Origin of the sequence: Streptomyces sp. NBC_01092 (genome assembly GCF_045039535.1) — a bacterium.
Taxonomy (GTDB): Bacteria; Actinomycetota; Actinomycetes; order Streptomycetales; family Streptomycetaceae; genus Streptomyces.
In genome coordinates, this window is sequence record NZ_CP108659.1 from 2049519 (window position 1) to 2072868 (window position 23350).

Sequence of the window (23350 nt, forward strand, 5' to 3'; positions counted from 1 at the left end):
CTTGACCAGCAGTGTATTCATCTGTTGACAGCGGCAAAGGCGGCGCCCGCTCGGACATGACGCCTCGTCAATCCCTCCGACCACATCCTCAGGAGAACTCGGAAGGAGAACTCGGAGTGGTTCAGCCGAAGGGGAGGCACCCCGGTCAGCGGTCCGGTGGGGCGAAGAGTTCGTCCTGTGCCGCGTCGCGCGCGGTGAGCAGTGCTCCGCGCAGGACGGCGCCGCCGCCCAGGCCGCTGGGGCGTACCACGGTCGCGAGGGGCGACATCTGGCGGATCCGCTTCTCCACCCGCGCGGCGAGCGCCTCTCCCCCGGCCTGTCCGACCTCCCCGCCGAGGACCACACAGCCGGGGTCGAGGACGGCGACGACGGAGGCGACGCCGATGGCGAGGCGGTCGGCGAGGGCGTCGAGGAAGCGGTCGGCCGAGGCGGCGTCGCCGAGGCCGGCCGTCGGTCCGTCGTGCCCCGAACGGCCGTCCCCGGCCTCCGCGTTGCCGACCCGGGCCGCCAGCGTCACGGCCTCCCTCACCACCCCCGCGGCGTGCGGCTCGGGCGCGGACGGGTCCTCGACGGTCAGCCCGTACTCCCCGGCCAGGCTCACGATCGCCGCCGACCCCGCGAGCGAGTGGAACCCTCCCTCGCAGTCCACCGCCGACGGCAGCCCCGTCGTCCCCGGCACCGGCAGGAACCCGATCTCGCCCGTGCCGCCGGAGGCCCCGCGCCGCAACGCCCCGTCGAGGACGACCGCCGCGCCGGTGCCATGGCCGAGCCACAGCAGGACGAAGGTGTCCCGGTCGGCGGCCACCCCGTCGCGCTGTTCGGCGAGGGCGGCGAGGTTGGTCTCGTTCTCGACGCTGACGCGGGCCTCGGGGAGCCGTTCCTGGAGGGTCGCCACCAGCCGGCGGTGCCATTCGGGCAGGCCGGAGGAGTCACGCAGCTCGCCGCTCGCCGGGTCGATCAGGCCAGGGGCGCCTATGCCCACGGTGTGCAGCCGGTCCGCGCCGGCCTCCTTCACGACCCGCTCCACCAGCGCCACCGCCTGCTCCACGGCGGGCCCCGTCCCGGTGTCGCCGCCGATCGGCACCGACGCGTCGGCGAGCACGGTCCCGACCAGGTCGGACACGACCACCGAGACGCCTTCGGTGCGGACATCGAGGGCCGCCAGATGGGCGCGGCCGGCGACGATGCCGTACAGCTTGGCGTTCGGGCCGCGCCGCTGCTCGCCGGCCTCGCCGACGACCGATATCAGGCCTGCGTCGGTGAGGCGCTCGACGAGGTCGGCGACGGTCGGCCGGGACAGTCCGGTCAGCTGCTTCAGCTGCATGGCCGTCAACGAGCCCTCCCGCTGGAGCAGTCGGAGGGCGAGCCGGTCGTTGATGGCCCGGGCGGTGCTCGGGGATGCGGGCATGCCGGGATCCTTCCAGATCGCGAACCGTGCGGCGGACGGCAGACAGCCGGCGGCGGTGAGCCGCCGAGCACGGCGGCTTCGAGCGGCCGGTATCTCACCTATCTATCAGGCAGGGTTCCTGATAGTTTACGCCCGAACCGAGCACAAGCGAAGACCGGGAGGGGTCACACAATGGGTGGGATGGTCTACGACCTGCGCGAAGTGAGGCGCGCCCGGTACGCCGTGGCCGCCGTCTTCGCCGTGCACGGCGCCGTCACCGGCTCGTTCGCGACGCGCGTGCCGTGGATCCAGGACCATGCGGACGTCAGCGCCGGCCAGCTCGGCATCGCCCTCGCCTTCCCCGCGCTCGGCGCCTCCGTCGCGATGCCGCTGGCGGGCAGCATCACCCACCGCTTCGGCGCGCGGAACGCCCTGCGCGGGCTGATCGCCCTGTGGACACTCGCCCTCACCCTGCCCGCCCTCGCCCCCAACCTGCTGACCCTGTGTCTGGCGCTGTTCGTCTACGGCGCCACGGCGGGCATGTCGGACGTGGCGATGAACGCGCTCGGCGTCGAGGTGGAGACCCGGCTCGGCCGGTCGATCATGTCGGGCCTGCACGGCATGTGGAGCGCGGGCGCCCTGGTCGGCTCGGCCGCCGGCACGCTCGCGGCGCACCTGGGCTCGGACGCCCGCCTGCACCACGCGTTCGCGGCGGCGACCCTCACCCTCCTCGGTGTGGCGGCCTGTCAGTGGGTGCTCGACCTCCAGCCCGCCGAGGACGAGGAGCCGCCGCCCCGGTTCGCGCTGCCGCCCAAGTCGGCGCTGCTCATCGGCGCGGTCGGGTTCTGCGCGGTCTTCGCGGAGGGCGCGAGCCTGGACTGGTCGGCGGTCTATCTGCGGGACCAGCTCGGCACCTCGGCGGGGCTCGCGGCGGCGTGCACGACCGGTTTCACGCTCACCATGGCTCTCGCGCGGATCGCCGGCGACAAGGTGGTGGACCGCTACGGCTCCGTGCGCACGGTCCGGTTCGGCGGTGTCCTCGCCACCCTGGGCGGACTGCTCATCGTCGTGTCGGACCTGCCGGCCGTGGCGATGGCCGGGTTCGCGCTGCTGGGTCTGGGCATAGCGGTGGTCGTGCCGCTGTGCTTCGCGGCGGCGGGCCGCAACGGGCCGAACCCCTCGCTGGCCATCGCGGGCGTCGCGACGATCACCTACACCTCGGGCCTCATCGCCCCGAGCGCGATCGGCGGGATCGCTCAGGCCACCAGCCTGATGGTGTCCTTCTGCCTGGTCACCGTGTTGTCGTCCGGGCTCATCCTGTTCGCGCGGGTCCTGCGCGCCGGCGACCGCGAGCGCCCGAAGGTCAGCCGGCCGGACGCGGCGGTTCCCGACCCGCGGCCCTGAAGCCCTCGCTCCACGGCGCCGACCGCGAAGCGCCCCGGCGGACGCTCAGCATCCCTGATCGGCCCTGGTCGGCGCCGCCTTGGGTGTCCCTGACAATGGTCCGGACACCCACCCGCACGACGAAAGCGAAACCGCACCATGGATCTCGGCGTCCGCTGGAAACTGCACGGCGACGGACGCACCCCGGCGCCCGGAGCGGTGGTCCGGCCCGACGAACGGCTCTCCTGGCCCCGCACTGTCGGGCTCGGCGCCCAGCATGTGGTGGCGATGTTCGGCGCCTCGTTCGTGGCGCCGGTCCTGATGGGGCTCGACCCCAACCTGGCGATCATGATGTCGGGCGTCGCGACGGTCATCTTCCTGCTGGCCACGCGCGGGCGGGTGCCCAGCTATCTCGGCTGCTCGCTCTCCTTCGTCGGCGTCGCCGCGGTCATCCGGGCCGACGGCGGTTCGAGCGCCACCGTGACCGGCGCGGTCCTCGTCGTGGGCGCCGTGCTGTTCCTGGTGGGGCTCGCCGTACAGCGCTTCGGGGCGCGCATCATCCACGCCACGATGCCGCCGATCGTCACCGGCGCGGTGGTCATGCTCATCGGCTTCAACCTCGCCCCGGTGACGGCGTCGACGTACTGGCCGCAGGACCAGTGGACGGCCCTGCTGGTGATGCTGTTCACCGGTCTGGCGGTGGTCTGTCTGCGCGGATTCTGGTCCCGGATCGCGATCTTCCTGGGCCTGCTCCTCGGCTACGGCATCTCCTGGGCCTTCGACCGCATCTTCGGCCGGATCCACTCGGTCGACGCGAGCGGCAAGCTCACCGACCACTGGCGGCTCGACCTCTCCGGCGTCGGCAAGGCCGACTGGATCGGTCTGCCGGATCTGCACGGCCCGTCCTTCCAGTGGTCGGCGATCCTGGTGGCGCTGCCCGTCGTGATCGCCCTGGTCGCCGAGAACGCCGGGCACGTCAAGGCGGTCGGTGAGATGACCGGCGACAACCTGGACGACAAGCTGGGCACCGCGATCTCCGCGGACGGCGCCGCCTCGGTACTCTCCACGGCGGTGGGCGGCCCGCCCAACACCACGTACTCCGAGAACATCGGCGTGATGGCGGCGACCCGCGTCTACTCCACCGCCGCCTACTGGGCCGCCGCCGGCTTCGCGCTGCTCTTCGGCATCTGCCCCAAGTTCGGCGCGATCGTGGCCGCGATCCCGGGCGGCGTCCTCGGCGGCATCACCGTCATCCTGTACGGCATGATCGGCCTGCTCGGCGCGCAGATCTGGATCAACGCCAAGGTGGACCTGCGCAATCCGCTGAACCTGGTGCCGGCCGCGGCGGGCATCATCATCGGCGTCGGCAACGTCACCCTGGAGTTCACCGACACCTTCGAGCTGAGCGGCATCGCGCTGGGCACGCTGGTGGTCATCACCGGCTACCACGCGCTGCGGGCGTTCGCCCCGGCCCACCTCAAGACGCAGGAGCCGCTGCTCGACGAGGGGACGTCGTCGTACGACGAGGAGAGCGGCACCGGCGACGGGGCTCAGCGCGCCAGCTCGTAGGCGTACGACGCCGTGAAGGTCCCGGGACTGCCCTTGCACCCGTCCGACTCCCCCGGGAGCTTGACCCACAGGTAGGCGTCGATGCGGGCCTCGCCGGTGGCGAGCGTCGGCGCCCGGCCCAGTTTGCGGCCGGACGGGTCGCACCACTCCCCGTCGGCGGGGGCTCCGGCGCCGTTGCGGCTGGTGTCGATGACGGCGCCCAGGCTCGCGGGGCCGCCGAGGGCGTCGAGGACCCGGCGGTCGTAGGCGATCTCGTCGGGGGTGGTGTGGAAGTTGGAGACGTTGCTGAAGACGCCGTCCGAGGACGCGGTCGTGGCGGCGCCGGCCTGGCGCAGCCACGCGGCCTGCTTGGCGGGAGCGTTCCAGCCGGAGTGCCCGGCGTCGTAGTAGACCCGGGCCTTGGGGTTGGCCGCCTTGAGGACGCGGCCCGCGCGGGCCAGGGAGGCGAAGCGGTCGGCGCGGGCGCGGGCGGAGAGGCACTCGGACTGGGCGACGGAGTCGGGCTCCAGGACGACGATGACGTCGCCGGAGCCGAGCCCGGCGGCGAACCTGTCGATCCAGGCGTCGTAGGCGTCGAGGCTCGGCGCCCCGCCCTCGGAGTAACCGCCGCAGTCCCGGTCCGGTATGGCGTACGGCACCACCACCGGTACCCGTCCCAGCGCCGACCCGCCCGAGGTGACCGCGCGGACCCGGGCGGTGATGGTGTCCGGCGTGAAGTCGGCGAACCACACGGCGGCCGGCTGGGCGGCGATACGGGACTCGATGAGGGTGTGGCGCGGGTCGGCGGGGTTGTCGCGGACCCACTCCAGGACCTGGGAGTCGGGGTGGCGATAGAGGCGGGGGGAGACCACGGCCGGCTGCTGCTTCCTCTCGGTCCGGGGCGGCGAGGGCTTCGGACTGGCCTTCGGCCTCGGGGTCGGCGAGGCGGACGTCGGCGAGGCGGACTTCGTGACCGACGGGGAGGCGGACGGCGCGGGCGGCAGGTACTCCAGGCGAGGTGAGCGCGTCGCCTCGGGCGGCCCGGCCTCGTCGGTACCCCTCCGGTCGTCGAGCGCGGAGATCATCCCGGTCGCCGCGCCGACGGCGACCACGACGAAGGCCGCCACGACCATGGCACCCCGCCGGGCGACCTTCCTGCGCTCGGCCCTTCGAGCGGCCAGTCGCCGGGCACGTGAGCCTGGCACGTCCTGCTCCCCCTCCCCCTCGGCGGGCGCGTTCCCCCGTTCTGGGGAAGCGCCGGGCCCGCCGACACTGCCGCCACCCTAAAGCTGGGACATTGCCCCCATGGGGCAATGCGAACAATTCACCACAGCCGTGGACGCGGTCATCTCCCGTATGCGCGCCCTCGACGCGACCCTGCCCGAGCACGACGGCGTCGCCGTCTTCAACCGCGTCTACCTCGCCGTCACCGAGGCCGTCGACCGGCACATCGACGGCGGCCGGTTCGCGGACCCGCGGGCGGCGATCACGCTGGACGTGCGGTTCGCGCAGCGGTATCTCGCGGCGGTGGAGTCGGCCGAGGAGGGACGGCGCCCGCCCGCCTGCTGGCGGCCCCTGTTCCAGATGCGGCGCCATCCGGGCGTACGACCGTTGCAGTTCGCGCTCGCGGGCATCAATGCGCACATCGGCCACGATCTGGCGCTCGCCGTGGTGGACGCCAGTCGTAGCCTCGGCTGCGAACCCGTCGACCTGGAGGACGAGTTCGATCGGGTGGGTGATGTCCTCGTCTCGCTGGAGGAGCGCGTCCGCGAAGAGCTGATGCCGGGTCCCGACCTGCTCCAGATCGCCGACCCGCTCACCCATCTGCTCGGCTCCTGGAGCCTGGAGCGGGCCCGGGACGCCACCTGGTCGGCGGCTCGGACGCTGTGGGCGCTGCGCCGACTGCCCGACGTCGCCGAGGAGTTCACCGAGCGGCTGGACGCGGCGGTGGGACTGGCGGGGCGCATGCTGCTCACGCCGCTGAACGACTGATCTCGGCCACACCCGTGCGGTACACCTGCCTCGGGCGGGTACCTGAGTTAAGTTGACGATTGAACCGTCTGAGACGAACCGACGCAAAGGAGCGTACGGATGGCCATCAGGCTGGGACTCAGCCTCCCCCAAGCACAGCAGTACGACATCGGCCGTGACGTGCCGGACGTCGCGCGCACCGCCGAGCGGATCGGCTACGAGAGCTTCTGGGTCTACGAGCGGGCCCTGTTCCCGGAACCCGCGACACAAGGCCTGTACGGCATCGAGGGGATGCCGTGGCCCGAGATGTACCGGGGCGTCCCGGAACCCCTCGTCACGCTCACCCTGGCGGTGTCGGCCACCGAGCGGGCCCGGCTCGGCACCAGCGTCCTGGTGGCCCCGCTGCACAACCCGTTCCAGCTGGCCAAGACGCTCGCCACGCTGGACGCGGCGAGCGGCGGCCGGGTCGTGGCGGGCCTCGGCACCGGCTGGTCGCTCGACGAGTACGCGGCCGCGGGCGTGGCCCCGTTCGAGGAGCGGGGCAAGGTGCTCGACGAGGTCATCGACGTGTGCCGGGCCGTATGGGGCCCGGACCCCGTGTCCTACGAGCGCCCGCACTCCAAGGTCGCCTCGGCCGCGGTCTCCCCCAAGCCCGCCCGGCCGATCCCGATCCTCGTGCCCACCAACAGCAAGAAGGCGATGACCCGCCTGGTGGACCGGCTCGACGGCTGGATGCCGATCGCCATGGGCGCCGAGCAACTCGCCGCGCAGTGGCGGCAGTTGCGGGACCTGGCGGCGGAGCGCGGCCGCACCGAGCCGATCCAGGCGGTGGTCCGGATCAACCCGCAGTACAGCGCCAAGGCGTACGACGGCCCCGACCGCGCCGCGTTCCAGGGCAGCGTCGACCAGATCGTCGAGGACCTGGCCGCGCATGTCGTGGAGGGGCTCGACGAGTTCTTCTTCGAGTTCCAGGGCCTGGCACGGGACGCCGAGGAACTCAAGGACATCGCCGCCGAGGTGTACGAGGCGGTGCGGGCCGCCGGAATCTGACGGCCCTGGCCGGGCTCAGTCCTCCGGCAGCTCGACCGGCGCGATCTCGTCGTAGACGTCGCCCGGGCCCGGGTTGCCGGCGTCCGTCGCCCCGCCGAAGTGGTGCATCACGCCCCAGACCGCGTTCAGCGCGGTCTGGATGGCGCCCTCGGCCCAGCCGGCCGTCCAGGAGATGTCGTCGCCGGCGAGGAAGATGCCCCGCTTGTCCTCGGGCAGCCGGTCCTGCATGAAGTGCGTGAACAGGCGCCGCTGGTAGCGGTAGTGGCCGGGCAGGTTGGCCTTGAACGCGCCCATGAAGTAGGGCTCGTTCTCCCAGGAGACGGTCACCGGGTTGCCGATGATGTGCTTCCTGATGTCGACCTTCGGGTAGATCTCGCCGAGCGACTTCAGCATGACCTCCATCCGCTCGTTCGCGGACAGCGGCAGCCACTTCAGGCTGTCGTCGCACCATGTGTAGGAGAGGCAGATGACGGCGGGCTTGTCCGGACCGTCGTCCAGGAGGTAGGTGCCGCGCGTCATCCGGTCGGTCAGCGTCATCGACATGACGTCCCGGCCGGTCGGATTTCCCCTGTCGTCGACGGCCTTGTCCAGCCAGAACGGCCGGTCGACGGGCACGAACAGCTTCGAGCTCTCCATGTAGTGGGTGCGCTCGATCGCCGTCCAGTGGTCGATCGGGAAGAGCGAGTCGTCGCAGGCGATCTTGGAGAGCAGCATCCAGGACTGGGCGGTGAAGACGGCCGCCTGGTAGGTGCGGATGTCGCCGTTCGCGTCGGTCACGGTGATCCGGTTGCCGGCGGCGCGGTGCAGCCGGGTCACGGCCGGGCGGGGCTCGCCGTTCTCGTGCAGCGACGCCAGCGAGGTGCCGTACGCCCAGTGCACGATCTTCTCCGGCTCGCGCTCCCACATGCGCACCGGCAGCTGCTGGGAGCCGCCGACGATGCCGCGGTGGTGGTCGTCGGCCTCGGTGTAGACGACGCGCAGGATCTCCAGGATGGAGTTCGGGAAGTCGGTGTCCCAGCCGCCGGTGCCGAAGCCGACCTGGCCGAAGATCTCGCGGTGCCGGAAGGACTTGAACGCCTCGGAGTCGCAGAGGAAGCCGTAGAAGGTCTGGTTGTCGAGCTTCTCGACGAGCTTCGCCCAGATCTCGCGGATGCGCGGCACGTCGCGCTCGCGCATCGCGCGGTTCATGTCGGAGAAGTCGGCGCCCTCTTCGAGGCACTTGTTCCAGGCCTCGGCGACGTCCCGGTAGACCTGCGGCAGGTCGTCGACCGTCTCGGCGTAGTGCGACTCGCCCTTGAGGTCGACGACCGTCGACGGCGTGGTCTCGGCGAGCGGGTTCGGGAAGGGGCTGGTCCGAAGGTCCACCAGGTCGATGTAGTGCTGCAGGGCCGTGGAGGACGGCGGGAAGCGCATCGCGCCCATCTCGGCCGTCAGGCCCTCGGTGCTCGGGCCGTCGAAGCCGACGGTGCGCAGCCGGCCGCCGATCTGGTCGGCCTCGTACACGACGGGCTTGAGGCCCATCTTCATCAGCTCGTACGCGGCGACGATGCCGGACAGGCCGCCGCCGATGACCGCGACCTCGGTGCCGTGCTCGGTCGCGGGTATCTGGCCGAGCCCCGCCGGGTGGGCGAGGAAGTCGTCGTACGCGTACGGGAAGTCCGGGCCGAACATGGTGATCGGCGGCTGCTGCTCGTCGGCGTGCTGGACGGCGTTGGGCACCATGGACGTCATGGGGTACGGACTCCTTGCAGAAGCTGCTGGTGAAGGCTGAGGGGGATTCAGACGAGCGACCCGTAGAGGCCGGGGCGGCGGTCCTGCAGATACGGGTTCGCCTCGCGGGAGGCGGCGACGAAGGCGGGGTCGACGTCGGCGAGGACGAGCTCCTCACCGCGGCCGGCGCGGGTGCGGGCGACTCCGTCGGGGCCGGCGAGCGTGGAGAGGCCCACGAACTCGAACTCCCCTTCCTGGCCGACCCGGTTGACGTACGCGACGTACATCTGGTTCTCGAAGGCCCGCACCGGGATCATCGACTCGGCGACGAACTGGAACGGGTGCATCTGCGCCGTCGGGACGACGAGCAGGTCGGTGCCGGCCAGGGCGTGGGCGCGGACGTTCTCCGGGAACTCGACGTCGTAGCAGATCAGGATGCCGACGCGGACGCCGTCGAGCTCCGCCTGGACGACCTGCTGCTCGCCCGGCGTGAAGTGGTCGCGCTCGAAGCAGCCGAAGAGGTGGGTCTTGCGGTAGTTGGCGAGCCGCGTGCCGTCGGCGGAGATCAGCTGGGCGGAGTTGTACACGGTCTCGCCCGCCCGCTCCGGGTAGCCGTAGACGATCGCCAGGCCGTGCCGGCTCGCCGTCTCGGCGATCGCGTCCGCGCAGTCGCCGTCGGCGGGCTCGGCGAGGCGGGCGATGTCGTCGCCGATCGCGTACCCGGTCAGGAACATCTCCGGCGCCACCAGCAGCCCGGCACCCGCGGCGGCGGCACGGCCCGCGGCCTCGTCGAGGACCTTCAGGTTCTCGAACGTGGAGCCGGGGCGGCCGGAGCTCTGGAGCAGGGCGGTGCGCATGCGTGTCCTCACCGGGCGAAAGGGTGATTGTGGGGGCCACGTAGACGGTACGGGCGGCTGACCAGGCCGGACAAGAAGGAGCCGTTGCGCGCCGGTGAGCGGTTCGTTGCGTCGGTCACGGGTCCGGCGGTGATTCGTTGCGCGCCCTCGGGACGGAGATCCCGTCCTCCTCGGAGCTGAGGGGCGCACGAGTGGCTCCGCCGTGCGGCGGAGGCGGGGTCCGGTCCTCGGTGCGATGTGGCCGGGGTGCGTCGCCGCGAGAGTGGTGACTGTCCGGTTGACCTGCGGAAAGGACCGCCATGAACCGCCGTACGAGGACCGTCGTGCTCTGCTGTGCGCTGCTGCTGCTCACCGCCGGAACGGTCGGTCCCGCCACCGCGTCCCACGACGCGCCGGTGCGGCGCGAGGCCGCCGCGCTCACCGGCACCGCCAAGCTGTACCGCTCGGCCGGGGACGACATCACGTTCTCGTTCGACGCGCACCTGGCGGCGAAGGACAACGCCGACCCGATGAAGGCGACCGGCACCTTCGAGTGGAGCCACTACCTGAACGGCGAGGGCGCCTGGGCCAAAGCCAAGGTCGACTGCCTGGTCACCGGTGGGAAGGTGGCCGTCGTCTCCGGGGTCATCACCTCCTCCGACCTGCCGGGCGCCGAGGGCAAGCGGGTCGGCGTCACCGTCCACGACGCCGGCCGCCACGACCGCCTCGGCTACAGCTGGGCCTCGACGGGCAACCCCGTCGAGACGAAGGAGCTGCCCAAGTGCGTGAGCTCCGCCCCCTTCGAGAAGGTCAAGAAGGGGACGGGCGACTTCACGGTCGTGCCGTGGCAGCCCGACTTCTAGCCAGCGCCAGCGCCAGCGCCGTCACCAGGTAGGGAACCGCGAGCACCGCGAACACCGTGCTGTGTGCCGCGCGCGTGCCGAGCAGCGCGTACGCGCCGAACGTGGCGACCGTGGCCAGCTCGGTGCCCAGGTTGGCCACGGAGGTGAGGGTGGCCCGTCGGGACTCGTCGATGCGGTGCTGGAGACGGACGTCGGCGAGTACCTCGGCCAGCTGGAATCCGGCGAAGGCGAGGCTCACGAGGGCGACGCCGGCCAGGGAGCGAGCCGTGGCGCCGATGGCCAGGGCGAGCGCCGCGCCCGCGAGCAGTGCAGCGAGGCCGGTCGTGCCGAGGCGTTCGGCCGGGCCGGTCAGGAGACTGCCGAGGGTGACACCGGCCCAGATCAGCATGATCAGATACGGCACGGTCGCCTCGGCGACGCCGATGTCCCGGACGAGCAGCGGGGTGTACTCGTCGAGCGCGCCCCATACGGCGGCCACGGCCGGGATCAGCAGCAGGGCGCCGCGCACCGCACGGTCCCTGCGGACCTGGGCGAGTCCGGTCCGCAGGGTCGTCGCCCAGCTGTCGTAAGCGGTCTCCGCCCGCATCCGGTGCTCGGGGAACCGGGTCGCGACGGCCGCGGTCAGGACACAGGCCAGGAAGCTCGCGGCACCGACCGCCGTGTAGCCGCCCTGGGCGAAGACGGGCCCCGCGAGGCCGATGGAGGCCACGGTGCCCACCAGCCGCGCGGCCCGGGCCCGGCCCATGACCCGCGCATAGCGGTCGGCGGCGCCCAGCCGGTCCAGCTCGTCGTACACCAGCGCCTCCAGCGCGCCGGAGCCGAGCGCTCCGCCGGCGCCCCACAGGACGAAGCCGGTCGCGAAGGCCCAGTACGACGGGACGGCCACCCACAGCGCGAAGCCGACGGCGGTGAGCAGCGGACCGATCCACAGCAGCCGGCGGCGCGACACCGCGTCGGCCCAGGCACCCGAGGGCACCTCCAGGACGACGCCGGTGATCGACCACAGGGCGAACAGTGAGGAGATCTGCCAGAGCGACAGGCCGGTGTCGGCGAACAGCAGCGCGTACACCGGGTAGAGCAGGACGAAGTCGTCGAGGAACGCGTAGCCGTACAGCGTGGCTGTCAGCCGCCGGACACCGGAGGCGGGCACACGCGCAGGTGAGAGTGTCATGAGGCCTTCCCGCAGGGACGTTTCGGACACCGGGGGTACGGCGTCCGAGGCGGCCCTCGGGAGGCACGGCTGGTGGATCAATGTCGCCAGGTCATGGCACCGATGGTAGGCCGGTCCGGCTCACTCGCGCAGGGAAAATGTGGTGATCACGGCGGCGTGGTCGGAGGGCCATGCGTTGTGCTCGACGTCCGGCCAGGGGCGCGGGTGACCGCTGACGTACGTCTCGGAGTCGAGTACGCCGAGGCCCCGGTGCAGCACGAAGTCGATCCGGTCCTGCGGCTCGGGGCGTCCGCTGCCGTCCTCGTGCAGGGCGTGGATCGGCGACCAGGTGTGGCCGGGGCGGTCGGCCGGGTCCGGGTGGGCCTCCCGGTAGGAGTCGCGCAGCCCCGCCTCCTCGGCCGCCTTCGTCACCGGCCACTCGACGTCCGGCCGGTCCAGGTGGGAGGGGCTGTTGAAGTCGCCGACGAGGACGACGGGGACACCGGGGACGGCCGTCTCCTCGATCCGGCGCAGGGCGTCCCGCATCTGCGCGAGCCGCACCTCCTCGTGTGCGATCAGCTCGGCGGCCGGGAGCCCGTCGAAGGCCGCCTCGTAGGGGCCGTAGGGCGTGTGGTCGAGGTGGGCCGTCCAGATGTCGACCTCCCGCTCCCCCGCCCGGATGCGGACGCCGGCCGCGCCGAAGAAGCCGACGGCAGGGTCGCCGAAGCGGGCCGTGATCGGGTGGCGGCTGATGATGCCGAGGTTCTCGCCGGCCCGGTGGTGGTACCAGCCGAGGGCGTCGGCGAGATCTTGGGCGGCGGTGCCGTGGGTCTCCTGGAGACCGACCACGTCGACGCCGGTCCCGGCGATGACCTTGAGCTGCTTGGCCAGGTGGTCGTGGACCTTGGTGCCGCCGTACCAGAGGTTCCAGCTCATGACGCGCAGCTCGGGCGAGGGCAGGGCGCCGGGCAGCAGGGCGCGCAGCCGCGCCGTGGTGACGCCTTCCAGGCTGGCGAGGACGGTGCGCCCGGGGGCCGGCTCGATCGGCGCGAGCGAGGGCACCGCGAGCACCGTGCAGCCGGCCGCCTCGGCGGAGCTGACGCCGGTGCGGGTGTCCTCCACGGCGACGCAGGCAGCCGGGTCGACGCCGAGGGCGCGGCAGGCGGCGAGATAGGGGTCGGGGGCGGGCTTGGTGCGGTCGGTGTCGTCGGCGGTGACGGAGACCGCGAAGCGGCTCGCGCCGAGGGCTTCGAGGACGGTGTCGGCGACGGCCCGGGGCGACGCCGTGACCAGGGCCGTGGGGACGTTGTCGCGGGCCAGGGCGTCGAGCAGGTCGAGCGCGCCGGGGCGGGGGACGATGCCGGTGCGGACCCGGTCGGCGAACTCGCGGTGCAGGGTGTCGGCGAGGTCGGTGGCCGACGCGCCCGTGGCCGCGGCCAGCCAGTCGGCGGTGTGCTCGACGGACCGCCCGAGCACCTCCGCCTCGTCCGCCTCGGTCAGCGCCCGGCCGGCGACGAGCTCCACCGCCTCCCACCACAGTCGCTCGGTGTCGACGAGCGTGCCGTCCATGTCGAACAGGACGGCCTGGAGCGGGAGTTCAGTCACGGTGGTCTCTTTCTTGCGTGTCTTGCGTGGGGGGGGATCGACAGGTGGTGCGGGGGTCAGCGGCTGCGTTCGGCCACCAGCACCGGCCGCTCCGGGAGCGAGACGCTCACCGCGGCGCCGGCGCCGAGGGCGGCACCCTCGTGGGCGGGCAGGTCGGCCTTGACCTCGGTGCCGTCGGCGAGCCGTACGGTCAGCCGGGTGGTGGCCCCAAGGAACGCCGTGGCGACCACGCGCGCGTCGGCGGCGTCATCCGCGCGCACGGTCACCGCTTCCGGCCGCGCCAGCACGTCGACCTCGGACACCGAGGGTACGTCGCCGTCGACGGGCAGCCGCCGCCCCAGCACCTCGACGCCGCCCTCGACGAGCTTGCCCGGGATCCGGCTCATCGTGCCGACGAACTCGGCGACGAAGGCGGTGGCGGGCCGGCCGTACAACTCGGCGGGCGCGGCGCACTGTTCGAGCCGTCCGGAGCGCATGACCGCGACCCGGTCGGCCATGGACAGCGCCTCCTCCTGGTCGTGGGTCACGAACAGCGTGGTGATGCCCAGCTCCTGCTGGAGCCGGCGGATCTCCTCGCGCAGCGTCAGGCGCACCTTGGCGTCGAGTGCGGACAGCGGCTCGTCCAGCAGCAGGACGCGCGGGCGCAGGGCGAGGGCACGGGCCAGGGCGATGCGCTGCTGCTGCCCGCCGGAGAGCTCGTGCGGGTAGCGCTCGCCCTTGTCGGCGAGGCCGACGAGCTCCAGCAACTCGGCGGCACGGGCGCGCCGTTCGCCGGTACGGACCTTGCGCATGCGCAGCCCGAAGGCCACGTTGTCGAGGGCGCTCAGATGCGGGAAGAGGCTGTACGACTGGAAGACCATTCCGGCGTCGCGGCGGTGCGCGGGGATGGCGGTGACGTCCTCGCCGTCCACCAGCACCTGGCCGGAGTCGGGATGTTCGAACCCGGCGAGCATGCGCAGGGCGGTGGTCTTGCCGCAGCCGGACGGGCCGAGCAGGGCGAGGAGTTCGCCCGGCTCGACGGTCAGGTCGAGTCCGTCGAGGGCGACGGTGGTCCCGAACTCCCGGCGCAGGCCGCGGAATTCGACGGTGGCGGCCTTGGTCGCCGTAGCTTCGGCTGTCTTTTCGAGCACGGTCATGATCATCCCCGGGAGTTGGTACGGGTGCGGCCGCCGAAGCCGGCCATCACAAGGAGCAGCACCCAGGTCACGAGCAGGCTGAGCACCGACACGGCGACCGACAGCTGGGCCTGCGAGCCGCTGACGTTGACGATCCACACGGCGAAGGGCTGGAAGCCCAGCAGCTGCGCGACCGTGAACTCGCCGAGCACCAGGGCGAGGGTGAGGAAGGAGGCGTTGAGCAGCGCGCCGCGCAGGTTGGGCAGGACGGCCTGCACCAGTGCCTGCGGCCAGCCGGCGCCGCAGCTGCGGGCGGCCTCCACGAGGGTCGGCACGTCGATGGCGCGCAGTCCGGCGTCCAGGGCCCGGTACACGAACGGCAGCGCCATCACGACGTAGGCCAGGACCAGCACCACGGGGAAGTCCGGGTTCTGGATCGCGACGAAAGTCTGGAACAGCGGCGTGCGCGAGAGGTGCTCGGGCCCCCACTTCAGCACCGTCCCGATCCCGGCGACGAACGCGATCGGCGGCACGACCAGCGGCAGCGAGCACACGATCTCGACGACCGGCCGCAGCCGGGGCGCGCCGAGCCTCAGCGCGACCATGGCGGGCACCATCAGCAGCAGGACGACGGCGATGGTGGCGGCGGCCAGCTCCAGCGAGAGCAGCAGGCTGGAGACGAAGCCCTCGGTGGAGAAGATCTGCGTGTAGGCGTCGAAGGTGATGCCCTGCCCGGGCACGTCGACCGTGAAGAGCACCGACGCGGCCAGCGGCACCAGGAAGTACAGTCCGGCGAGGCCGAGCACGCCCCACCGCCACAGGTTCAGGCGAGCCATCGCGCGCTCCGTCGTTGCAGGGGCAGATACACGGCCATGACCAGCCCGGCGACCAGGACCATGTCGAGGCTGAGCGCGAGCGCCACGTTCTCCTGGCCGACCAGGACGTTGCCGGAGAGCGCGTCGGCGATCTGGAGGGTGACCAGCGGGATCGAGCTGCCCACCATGGCGGCGGCCGTGGCGTACGCGGCGAAGGCGCTGCCGAAGAGCAGGACGAACCCGCCGAGGAGCGTGGGCAGCAGCACGGGCAGGGCCACGTGTCGCCAGTACTGCAGCGTGGTGGCGCCGTTGTTCTGCGCGGCCTCGCGCCACTGGGAGCGCAGGCCGTCCAGGGCCGGGGTGATGGTGAGCACCATCAGCGGGATCAGGAAGTACAGGTAGACGAGCACCAGTCCCCAGAAGCTGTACAGATCCCAGCCCTTGTCGCTCAGGCCCAGGTGCCGGGTCAGCACACCGGCGTTGCCGAGCGTGGCGACGAAGGCGAAGGCCAGCGGGACGCCGCCGAAGTTGGCGAGCACGCCGGACGCGGTGAGCACGGCCTCGCGCAGGGCGCGGAAGCGGGAGGTCACCACGGCCTGGGCGAGCGGCAGCCCGAACAGAGCGGCCAGGGCCGCGGAGACGGCGGACAGCTTGACGCTGCCGAGGAGGGCCGTGAGGTAGGCGCCCTGGAGCGAGTTGGTCAGGTTGTCCGCGCTGTACGAAGTCGCCTGCGTGGCCGGGTCCTTGACGGTGAAGGCGCCGTCCAGCATGGCCAGGGCCGGGAGCCCGAAGGCGAGCGCGGTGAAGACGAGCAGCGGGGCGACGGCGAGCCAGCCGCCGACGGCACGGCGCCGCCGCTTGCGCGGAGCGGCGGTCGCCGTGTCGACCCGGGTGAGGGTGGTCGTCATCCGGAGACGGCCTTCGCCCAGCCCTGGCCGAGCACCGTCTTGGCCTTGTTCTGCTGGTCCTCGGTCGGGAAGGAGGGCGTCCCGGAGACCTTGGGCAGCTTGGCGGCGGCCGTCTTGTCGAGGGTGCCGGCCTTCTCCATGGCGACCATCAGCGCCGGACGGGCGAAGCCCTTGAGCCACAGGTTCTGGCCCTCGGTGCTGTAGAGGTACTCCTGCCACAGGCGGGCGGCCGCGGGATGCGGGGCGTCCTTGTTGATGGCCTGGGAGTAGTACTGGGCGTAGACGCCGTCGGAGGGGATGGTCACCTGCCAGTCGACGCCCTTGGACTTGAACTCCTCGGCGTACCCGGCGTTGAGGTAGTCCCAGTCGATGCTGATGGGCGTCTCGCCCTTCTCGACCGTGGCCGGCGTCGACTCGACGGGCGTGTAGTTGCCGTTCTTCTTCAGCTTGCCGAAGAAGTCCAGGCCGGGCTGGATGTCGTCGAAGGAGCCGCCGCTCGCGAGGGCCGCCGCGTACACGCCGCCGAAGGCCGAGCCGGACTTGGTGGGGTTGCCGTTGAGGGCGACCTGGCCCTTGTACTGCGGCTTCAGCAGATCAGCAAAAGTCTTCGGGCACTCCTTGACCCGCTTCGCGTCACAGCCGATGGAGATGTAGCCGCCGTAGTCGTTGAACCAGCGGGCCTGCGCGTCCTTCTGGCCCTCGGGGATGTCGGCGAAGGCCTCCACCTTGTACGGCGCGAGCAGCCCCTGCTGGGCGGCGCTGATCGCGAAGGAGCTGCCGAGGTCGAGCACGTCGGGGGCGCGGTCCTGCCCCTTGCGCGAGGTGACGGCGTTGATCTCGTCCTGGCTCGCGCCGTCGGGGTTCTCGACCTCGATCTTGATGCCGTACTTCTTCTGGAAGCCGTCGATGAGGGCGCCGTAGTTGGCCCAGTCGCGGGGCAGCGCGATGGCGTGCAGCGTGCCCTCCTTCTTGGCCGCCTCGACCAGCTTGTCCATGCCGCCGAGGTCGGCGGCGGAGGTGGCGGTGGCGGCGCTCTTGCCGTCGGCGGTGGTGGACGCGTTGTCGGGTGCGGCGCCACAGGCGCTCAGGGCGAGCGCGGCGACGACGGCGAGGGCACCGCCGAGGGAGGCGGTTCTCGGCAGGGAAGCGGACACGGTTTCTCCAGGGGACGCGCGAGGGTGCAGGAGGATCTTGCCCAGAAAAGATCTCGAACTTGTCTGAACAAGTTGGCCCCAGTAGGCCCGCCGATGGTGACACGTTCGTTAACACTGGCGAAAGCCTCTGCCCTGAATTTGTGCACAGTCCCCTCAGGACCGGAGTGCTGGACGATCTCGATTACGCTGGTCACGCTGTGCACAGTGACGGACTCAGAGGGGAAGCATGACGGCGCGACACGAGGAGATCGCCGACGCGCTGCGTCGGGCGATCGACCGCGAGGAGTACACGGTCGGCTCACTGCTGCCCGCCGAGACGGACCTCGCGGCCCACTACGGCGTCTCGCGCGGCACGGTCCGGCAGGCCGTCGCGGCCCTGACCGCCGAGGGCCTCATCGGCTCCCGCCAGGGCGCCCGCCGGGTTGTCCTGGCCAGCCGCCGCAGCCAGAGCTTCGCCGAGCTGCGCAGCTTCGCCCAGTGGGCGCACGCGATGGGCCGCGAGGCGACCGGTCACGTGGTCACGCAGGAGTACCGCCCGGCGACGAAGGAGGACGCGGTGCGCCTCCAACTGACCGCCGGAACGCCGGTGTTGCACGTCCTGCGGGTGCGCGGCCTGGACGGCGAACCGGTGCTCCTGGAGCGCACGGTCTACGCGGACTGGATCTCGCCGGCCGTCGAGTCCATAGAGCCCGACTGCGCGTCGGTCACCCAACGCCTGTACGAGGAAACGGGGTTGGTATTCGCCTACGGCGAGCACGTCATCGACGCGGTGTCAGCGGGCGCCCAGGACGCCGAGTTGCTGGGCATCCGCCGCACGAGCCCCTTGCTCCGGGTCCGCCGCGTGACGACGACCCGCGAGGGCCGCCCGGTGGAGTGGTCGGACGACCGCTACCGCTCGGACGCGGTGAGCTTCAGCGTCCACAACTCGATCGACAACAACGCGCTGGCGAGGAAGACGGCCGACTGACGCCTCCGCCGTACGGCTATGCGGCTCCGCCCGACGGAGGAGGCCGCAGCGTGGGCGAGCGGGGAGACTCCTCCCATGGACGCCACCGAGATCCCGGCCCTGCCCTTCGTCGATGAACATGCGACGACGGTCGAGGCGAACGCCGACGCCGTCTGGCACGAACTGGGCGCCATGATGAACGGCTCCCGAGGCTTCCGGGTGGCGGTGTCGGTGCCGGGCCAGGAGCTGGCCTACGTCGGCCGCCACCCCTTCTCGACGTACGCCCTGATCTTCCACCTGGACGAGACGCCCCAGGGCGGGACGCGCCTGCGGGCCGAGACGAGGGCCGACTTCCCCGGCCGCAAGGGCGCCCTCTACCGGCGGCTGGTCATCGGCACGGGCGCCCACGCACTGGTCGTACGGCACATGCTGACGAAGGTCCGCAAGAACGCCGCTTAAGGGGCGCGGGGAACTGCGCGACAAGCCCCCACCCACCCGCACGCAAAAAACTACGTGGGCGACCCGGAAGAAAACCGCCGCAGCAGGGGCGACAGCACCAGCACAGACTTGGTCCGCTCCACGAACGGCTCCCCGGCGATCCGCTCGAGCACCCGCTCGAAGTGCCGCATGTCGGAGGCGAAGACCTGCACGACCGCGTCCGCGTCCCCGGTGACGGTGGACGCGGCCACGACCTCCTGATACCGCTCAAGACCGCGCCGGATGGTGTCCGGCGAGGTGTTGTGGCGGCAGTAGATCTCGACGAACCCCTCGGTCTCCCAGCCGAGCGCCGACGGGTCCACCCGTACGGTGAATCCGGTGATGGCTCCGGTGGCGCGCAGCCGGTCCACGCGCCGTTTCACGGCGGGCGCGGACAGGCCGACGAGTTGCCCGATGTCCGCGTAGGAGCGGCGGGCGTCCTCGGCGAGGGCGTGCACGATGCGTTCGTCGAGATCGTTCAGCACTGCGGGTGGTTCACTTCACTTCTGGTGTTACGGGAGCGTCGACCGTCGCGAGACGGGAACGGCGATAGCCGTACAGGAAGTAGAACACGAGTCCGGCGGCCATCCAGCACCCGAAGACCACCCAGGTGACGGTGTCGAGGCTGAACATGTTGTACGCGCAGAAGAGGAAGCCCAGCACCGGCAGCACCGGCCCGAACGGCACCCTGAACGTGCGCTCGAGCTCCGGCCGCTTCACGCGCAGCACGATCACCGCGATGTTGACCAGCGCGAAGGCGAACAGCGTGCCGATGCTGGTGGCGTCGACGAGCTTGCCCAGCGGGATGAGCGCGGCGAGCGCACCGCAGAACAGGGACACGATGATCGTGTTGAGGCGGGGCGCGCCGGTCTTCTTGTGGACCTTGCCGAGCGCCTTGGGCACCAGGCCGTCCCGGGACATCGCGAAGAGGATGCGGGTCTGGCCGTAGAGCACGGTCAGGACGACGCTCGCGATGGAGATGACGGCGCCGAGGGCGAGCAGGGTGCCGTAGAAGGACTGGCCGCTGACGTCGGTCATGATCGCGGCGAGGGAGGCCTCGGAGCCCTCGAACTTGGTCCAGTTCCAGGCGCCGACGGCGACGCCTGCGACGAGGACGTAGAGCGCAGTCACGATGATCAGCGACAGCATGATCGCCCGCGGCAGGTCCCGCTTGGGGTCCTTCGCCTCCTCACCGGCAGTGGAGGCGGCGTCGAAGCCGATGTACGAGAAGAACAGCGTGGCACCCGCGGCGCTCACGCCGGCCATGCCGAGCGGCATGAAGTCCTCGTAGTTGCCGGACTTGAAGCCCATGAAGCCGACCGCGCAGAACAGCACCAGCGCGGCGATCTTGACGGCGACCATGATCGTGTTGGCGCGGGCGGACTCGCGGACGCCGCCGAGCAGGAAGATCATCGCCAGCATGACGACGATCAGCGCGGGCAGGTTGATGATCCCGCCCTCGCCGGGCGCGGAGGACAGTACGGACGGGATGGTGACGCCTATGGTCCCGTCGAGGAGCTCGTTGAGGTACTCGCCCCAGCCGACCGCGACGGCGGCCACCGAGACGCCGTACTCCAGCACCAGGCACCAGCCGCAGACCCAGGCGACGAGCTCGCCCATCGTTGCGTACGCATACGAGTACGAGGAGCCCGCGACCGGGATGCTGCCCGCCAGCTCGGCGTACGACAGGGCCGAGAACAGCGCCGTGAGGCCGGCGATCACGAAGGCGAGGGTGACCGCGGGACCGGCCTCCGGGACGGCGTCGCCGAGGACGACGAAGATGCCGGTGCCGAGGGTGGCACCGATGCTGATCATGGTGAGCTGCCACAGGCCGAGGGAGCGCCGCAGGGACCCTCCTTCGCCCTGGCCACCCTCCGCGACCAGGTGTTCCACAGGCTTGCGGCGCATCAGACGCGCGCCGACGCCGAGGGGCGCGGGGGCGGCTGTCTGGCCTGGGGATTGCGGGGGTGCGCCTTGGTCGAGCACGCGCTGGCTCCTTATCGCTGCCGGTCAGGGCGGCAGGGACGAGCGGCACCCTTGCAGCGGGGACCACCGAGCGGGGTCCCTGCCACGCCACGTACGAGGCGACAGCCTACGAGGAGTGACGTTGCTGGTGAAATGCAGCAACCTTGCGTGTGCCCGCATGATCATTGCGTGTCTGGTGGCTGGGTGGATGTTCGTTGCAGCGGGGCTTTCGACCGTTGCGCAGGGCTGGTCAGAACAGGTCTTTGACGAGGAACGTGCACGCGTCGACCCAGTCGTGCAGCGCTCCGTCGGGGCCCTCGTACGACCAGCGGTCGTGGTAGTCGATCAGGGGCTGATAACCCAGCCGCGCATAGAGCGCGGCAGCACGCGGGTTGTCCTTCGCGACGCCGATGCCGACGACGGTGATGCCGCGTTCGCGGGCCGGCGTCTCGGCAGCCTGGACGAGCGCGGTGCCGATGCCCCGTGAGCGCAGTTCCTCCGGCCAGACGCCCAGTCCGTTGATCTCGGGGCAGCCGGGCCGCGCGGTGCGCACAGCGGGGGCGTCGCAGCCGATCCAGCGCATCTCCACGTGCCCGACGGGCCGTCACTCCAACCAGGCGACCAGATAGGTGCTTTCACCCCGTTCCTGACGTGCGAACCTTCGCGCATGGAACGACAGGGCGCCGGGCGAAGCGATGTGCCGGTCGAGCAGCGCCACATCGGCGGGTCCGCAGACGGTGATCTCCATGTCGCCGAAGTTACTTCCCGGAGCATGGGAACGGCCCCCGATTTTCCCGGCGGGCGGGACAACGGGGGCCGTACGAAAGGGCACTGACGAGGCGTCAGCTCCAGCTGGCGTGCAGCGGCTTGCCCTCCGCGTAGCCGGCGGCGCTCTGGATGCCGACCACGGCCTTCTCGGCGAACTCCTCCAGGGAGCCGGCGCCCGCGTAGGTGCAGGACGACCGCACGCCGGCGATGATCGAGTCGATCAGGTCCTCCACGCCCGGGCGGGTCGGGTCGAGGAACATGCGGGAGGTGGAGATGCCTTCCTCGAACAGCGCCTTGCGGGCCCGGTCGTACGACGACTCCTCGGACGTACGGTTGGCCACGGCACGCGCGGACGCCATGCCGAACGACTCCTTGTAGAGGCGCCCGCTCGCGTCCTGCTGGAGGTCGCCCGGCGACTCGTACGTCCCGGCGAACCAGGACCCCACCATCACGTTGGACGCACCGGCGGCCAGCGCCATGGCGACGTCACGCGGGTGCCGGACGCCACCGTCGGCCCAGACGTGCTTGCCGTACTTCTTCGCCTCGGCGGCGCACTCCAGCACCGCCGAGAACTGCGGCCGGCCGACGCCGGTCATCATGCGGGTGGTGCACATCGCGCCCGGACCGACACCGACCTTGATGATGTCCGCGCCCGCCTCGATCAGATCCCGCACGCCCTCGGCGGCGACGATGTTGCCGGCGACGATCGGCACCTGCGGGTCGAGCGCCCGCACGATCCGGACCGCGGCGATCATCGACTCCTGGTGGCCGTGCGCGGTGTCGATGACGAGGGTGTCGACGCCCGCGTCGAGCAGCTGCTTGGCCTTGCCCGCCACGTCGCCGTTGATGCCGACGGCGGCAGCGATGCGCAGCTTGCCCTGCGCGTCGACGGCCGGCGTGTACAGCGTGGCGCGCAGGGCGCCCTTGCGGGTCAGGATGCCCGCGAGGCGGCCCTCGGAGTCGACGGCCGGGGCGTAGCGCCGGTTGTGGTGGTCGAGGGTGTTGAAGGCCTCGCGCGGGTCGAGGTCGGCGTCGAGAAGCAGCAGGTCCCGGGACATGACCACTTCGAGCTGCGTGAAGCGGTCCACGCCGGAGAGGTCGGAGTCGGTGACGACACCGATCGGCCGCTGGTTCTCGTCGACGACGACCCCGGCGTTGTGGGCGCGCTTGGGCAGCAGGGCGAGCGCGTCGGCGACGGTCTGGTGCGGGGCCAGCACGATCGGGGTGTCGAGGACGTGGTGGCGGCTCTTCACCCAGGCGACGACGTCCGTGACGACGTCGATCGGGATGTCCTGCGGGATGACGACCAGGCCGCCGCGCCGGGCCATCGTCTCGGCCATACGGCGGCCGGCGATGGCGGTCATGTTGGCGACGACCAGCGGGATCGTGGTGCCCGTCCCGTCCGGGGAGCTGAGGTCCACGCCCTGCCGCGAGCCGACGGAGCTGCGGCTCGGGACCATGAAGACGTCGTCGTACGTCAGGTCGTACGCGGGCTGGATGTCATTGAGGAAACGCACGTGCTGCACATCCCAGTCGATCAGAGGTGGCCCCCGGACAGGTCAGCCAGGGGGAAAGCACGTACTTCATTGTCCCATGTCGCCGGGTATGCGCGGGCTGGTCGAAACATCCAGGCAGGTCACGGGGGTGTTTGTCGCATCCTCCGAAGCCCTGCCCGGCGGACTGCCGACCCGGGGTGCCC

20 protein-coding genes and 1 pseudogene are annotated in these 23350 nt (G+C 71.5%); 7 read left to right on the forward strand and 14 right to left on the reverse strand.

All coding sequences use genetic code 11. The features are described from left to right. Positions 1-145: 145 nt before the first annotated feature. Complete coding sequence (locus tag OG254_RS09020; protein ID WP_405579260.1) at positions 146-1408, reverse strand: ROK family transcriptional regulator; 1263 nt, start codon at positions 1406-1408, stop codon at positions 146-148. A 180-nt stretch (positions 1409-1588) separates the two neighbouring features. Between OG254_RS09020 and OG254_RS09025 the strand changes: the two genes are divergently transcribed. Together OG254_RS09025 and OG254_RS09030 are read left to right on the forward strand one after the other, a co-directional pair. Then, positions 1589-2791 carry an MFS transporter gene (locus OG254_RS09025; protein ID WP_405579263.1) on the forward strand — a complete coding sequence of 401 codons (1203 nt, stop codon included), beginning with the start codon at positions 1589-1591 and terminating at the stop codon, positions 2789-2791. Between the two features lie 138 nt (positions 2792-2929). Beyond that, a complete protein-coding gene (locus OG254_RS09030) occupies positions 2930-4339 on the forward strand; it encodes a uracil-xanthine permease family protein (RefSeq protein WP_405579267.1) in 1410 nt (469 codons plus the stop codon). On the opposite strand, the gene OG254_RS09035 is transcribed toward OG254_RS09030, so the two are convergent. Further along, complete coding sequence (locus OG254_RS09035; RefSeq protein WP_405594909.1) at positions 4321-5451, reverse strand: glycoside hydrolase family 6 protein; 1131 nt, start codon at positions 5449-5451, stop codon at positions 4321-4323. The two genes, OG254_RS09030 and OG254_RS09035, sit on opposite strands and share 19 nt — an antisense overlap. A gap of 172 nt (positions 5452-5623) precedes the next feature. Here OG254_RS09035 and OG254_RS09040 point away from each other — a divergent pair, with 172 nt between their 5' ends. Further along, a complete protein-coding gene (locus OG254_RS09040; RefSeq protein WP_405579269.1) occupies positions 5624-6310 on the forward strand; it encodes a DUF5995 family protein in 687 nt (228 codons plus the stop codon). 99 nt (positions 6311-6409) lie between these two features. Further along, positions 6410-7339 carry an LLM class F420-dependent oxidoreductase gene (locus OG254_RS09045; protein ID WP_405579271.1) on the forward strand — a complete coding sequence of 310 codons (930 nt, stop codon included), beginning with the start codon at positions 6410-6412 and terminating at the stop codon, positions 7337-7339. Positions 7340-7354: 15 nt separating this feature from the next. On the opposite strand, the gene OG254_RS09050 is transcribed toward OG254_RS09045, so the two are convergent. Next, positions 7355-9070 (reverse strand): flavin monoamine oxidase family protein, encoded by a 1716-nt coding sequence (locus tag OG254_RS09050; RefSeq protein WP_405579273.1) that lies wholly within the window; start codon positions 9068-9070, stop codon positions 7355-7357. Positions 9071-9117: 47 nt separating this feature from the next. After that, on the reverse strand, positions 9118-9906 hold the full coding sequence (locus tag OG254_RS09055) for a carbon-nitrogen hydrolase family protein (RefSeq protein WP_405579275.1): 789 nt from the start codon (positions 9904-9906) through the stop codon (positions 9118-9120). Positions 9907-10205: 299 nt separating this feature from the next. Between OG254_RS09055 and OG254_RS09060 the strand changes: the two genes are divergently transcribed. Beyond that, positions 10206-10748, forward strand: a complete 543-nt coding sequence (locus tag OG254_RS09060) for a Repetin (RefSeq protein ID WP_405579277.1) — start codon at positions 10206-10208, stop codon at positions 10746-10748. Here OG254_RS09060 and OG254_RS09065 read toward each other — a convergent pair. From OG254_RS09065 to OG254_RS09090, 6 genes are all read right to left on the reverse strand, one after another. Further along, the gene (locus OG254_RS09065; protein WP_405579280.1) at positions 10717-11919 is read right to left on the reverse strand and encodes an MFS transporter; all 1203 of its coding nucleotides are present in this window, start codon (positions 11917-11919) and stop codon (positions 10717-10719) included. The two genes, OG254_RS09060 and OG254_RS09065, sit on opposite strands and share 32 nt — an antisense overlap. 120 nt (positions 11920-12039) lie before the next feature. Next, positions 12040-13503 carry an HAD-IA family hydrolase gene (locus OG254_RS09070; protein WP_405579282.1) on the reverse strand — a complete coding sequence of 488 codons (1464 nt, stop codon included), beginning with the start codon at positions 13501-13503 and terminating at the stop codon, positions 12040-12042. A 56-nt stretch (positions 13504-13559) separates the two neighbouring features. Further along, positions 13560-14639: an ABC transporter ATP-binding protein gene (locus OG254_RS09075; protein ID WP_405579285.1), complete on the reverse strand. Its 1080-nt coding sequence runs from the start codon at positions 14637-14639 to the stop codon at positions 13560-13562. Positions 14640-14641: 2 nt separating this feature from the next. Beyond that, entirely contained in the window at positions 14642-15454 is an 813-nt protein-coding gene (locus tag OG254_RS09080) for an ABC transporter permease (protein WP_405579288.1), read from the reverse strand. Then, the gene (locus OG254_RS09085) at positions 15442-16341 is read right to left on the reverse strand and encodes an ABC transporter permease (protein WP_405579290.1); all 900 of its coding nucleotides are present in this window, start codon (positions 16339-16341) and stop codon (positions 15442-15444) included. Before OG254_RS09085 ends, OG254_RS09080 begins: the two co-directional genes overlap by 13 nt. Continuing rightward, a complete protein-coding gene (locus OG254_RS09090) occupies positions 16338-17495 on the reverse strand; it encodes an ABC transporter substrate-binding protein (RefSeq protein ID WP_405579293.1) in 1158 nt (385 codons plus the stop codon). Before OG254_RS09090 ends, OG254_RS09085 begins: the two co-directional genes overlap by 4 nt. A 226-nt stretch (positions 17496-17721) precedes the next feature. On the opposite strand from OG254_RS09090, the gene OG254_RS09095 reads away from it, so the two are divergent. Both OG254_RS09095 and OG254_RS09100 read left to right on the forward strand, forming a co-directional pair. After that, positions 17722-18462 (forward strand): GntR family transcriptional regulator, encoded by a 741-nt coding sequence (locus OG254_RS09095; protein WP_405579295.1) that lies wholly within the window; start codon positions 17722-17724, stop codon positions 18460-18462. 75 nt (positions 18463-18537) lie between these two features. Next, positions 18538-18900, forward strand: coding sequence for a hypothetical protein (locus tag OG254_RS09100; RefSeq protein WP_405579298.1), 363 nt, complete (start codon positions 18538-18540; stop codon positions 18898-18900). A gap of 50 nt (positions 18901-18950) precedes the next feature. On the opposite strand, the gene OG254_RS09105 is transcribed toward OG254_RS09100, so the two are convergent. The 4 genes and pseudogenes from OG254_RS09105 to OG254_RS09120 all read right to left on the reverse strand — a co-directional run bounded on the left by OG254_RS09105 (position 18951) and on the right by OG254_RS09120 (position 23168). Then, the gene (locus OG254_RS09105) at positions 18951-19403 is read right to left on the reverse strand and encodes an Lrp/AsnC family transcriptional regulator (protein ID WP_048581051.1); all 453 of its coding nucleotides are present in this window, start codon (positions 19401-19403) and stop codon (positions 18951-18953) included. A gap of 10 nt (positions 19404-19413) precedes the next feature. Continuing rightward, positions 19414-20904, reverse strand: a complete 1491-nt coding sequence (locus OG254_RS09110) for an amino acid permease (RefSeq protein WP_405579300.1) — start codon at positions 20902-20904, stop codon at positions 19414-19416. A 229-nt stretch (positions 20905-21133) separates the two neighbouring features. Beyond that, positions 21134-21631 (reverse strand): annotated as a pseudogene (locus OG254_RS09115) (GNAT family N-acetyltransferase). A gap of 94 nt (positions 21632-21725) precedes the next feature. Then, on the reverse strand, positions 21726-23168 hold the full coding sequence (locus OG254_RS09120; RefSeq protein ID WP_351196320.1) for a GuaB1 family IMP dehydrogenase-related protein: 1443 nt from the start codon (positions 23166-23168) through the stop codon (positions 21726-21728). Positions 23169-23350: the final 182 nt, after the last annotated feature.

What these genes read in the sequence shown, in the direction of transcription:
- OG254_RS09020 (WP_405579260.1), bottom strand. Translation starts at nt 1,408, where the DNA reads ATGCCCGCATCCCCGAGCACCGCCCGGGCCATCAACGACCGGCTCGCC.
- OG254_RS09025 (WP_405579263.1), top strand. Translation starts at nt 1,589, where the DNA reads ATGGTCTACGACCTGCGCGAAGTGAGGCGCGCCCGGTACGCCGTGGCC.
- OG254_RS09030 (WP_405579267.1), top strand. Translation starts at nt 2,930, where the DNA reads ATGGATCTCGGCGTCCGCTGGAAACTGCACGGCGACGGACGCACCCCG.
- OG254_RS09035 (WP_405594909.1), bottom strand. Translation starts at nt 5,451, where the DNA reads ATGGTCGTGGCGGCCTTCGTCGTGGTCGCCGTCGGCGCGGCGACCGGG.
- OG254_RS09040 (WP_405579269.1), top strand. Translation starts at nt 5,624, where the DNA reads ATGGGGCAATGCGAACAATTCACCACAGCCGTGGACGCGGTCATCTCC.
- OG254_RS09045 (WP_405579271.1), top strand. Translation starts at nt 6,410, where the DNA reads ATGGCCATCAGGCTGGGACTCAGCCTCCCCCAAGCACAGCAGTACGAC.
- OG254_RS09050 (WP_405579273.1), bottom strand. Translation starts at nt 9,070, where the DNA reads ATGACGTCCATGGTGCCCAACGCCGTCCAGCACGCCGACGAGCAGCAG.
- OG254_RS09055 (WP_405579275.1), bottom strand. Translation starts at nt 9,906, where the DNA reads ATGCGCACCGCCCTGCTCCAGAGCTCCGGCCGCCCCGGCTCCACGTTC.
- OG254_RS09060 (WP_405579277.1), top strand. Translation starts at nt 10,206, where the DNA reads ATGAACCGCCGTACGAGGACCGTCGTGCTCTGCTGTGCGCTGCTGCTG.
- OG254_RS09065 (WP_405579280.1), bottom strand. Translation starts at nt 11,919, where the DNA reads ATGACACTCTCACCTGCGCGTGTGCCCGCCTCCGGTGTCCGGCGGCTG.
- OG254_RS09075 (WP_405579285.1), bottom strand. Translation starts at nt 14,639, where the DNA reads ATGACCGTGCTCGAAAAGACAGCCGAAGCTACGGCGACCAAGGCCGCC.
- OG254_RS09080 (WP_405579288.1), bottom strand. Translation starts at nt 15,454, where the DNA reads ATGGCTCGCCTGAACCTGTGGCGGTGGGGCGTGCTCGGCCTCGCCGGA.
- OG254_RS09085 (WP_405579290.1), bottom strand. Translation starts at nt 16,341, where the DNA reads ATGACGACCACCCTCACCCGGGTCGACACGGCGACCGCCGCTCCGCGC.
- OG254_RS09095 (WP_405579295.1), top strand. Translation starts at nt 17,722, where the DNA reads ATGACGGCGCGACACGAGGAGATCGCCGACGCGCTGCGTCGGGCGATC.
- OG254_RS09100 (WP_405579298.1), top strand. Translation starts at nt 18,538, where the DNA reads ATGGACGCCACCGAGATCCCGGCCCTGCCCTTCGTCGATGAACATGCG.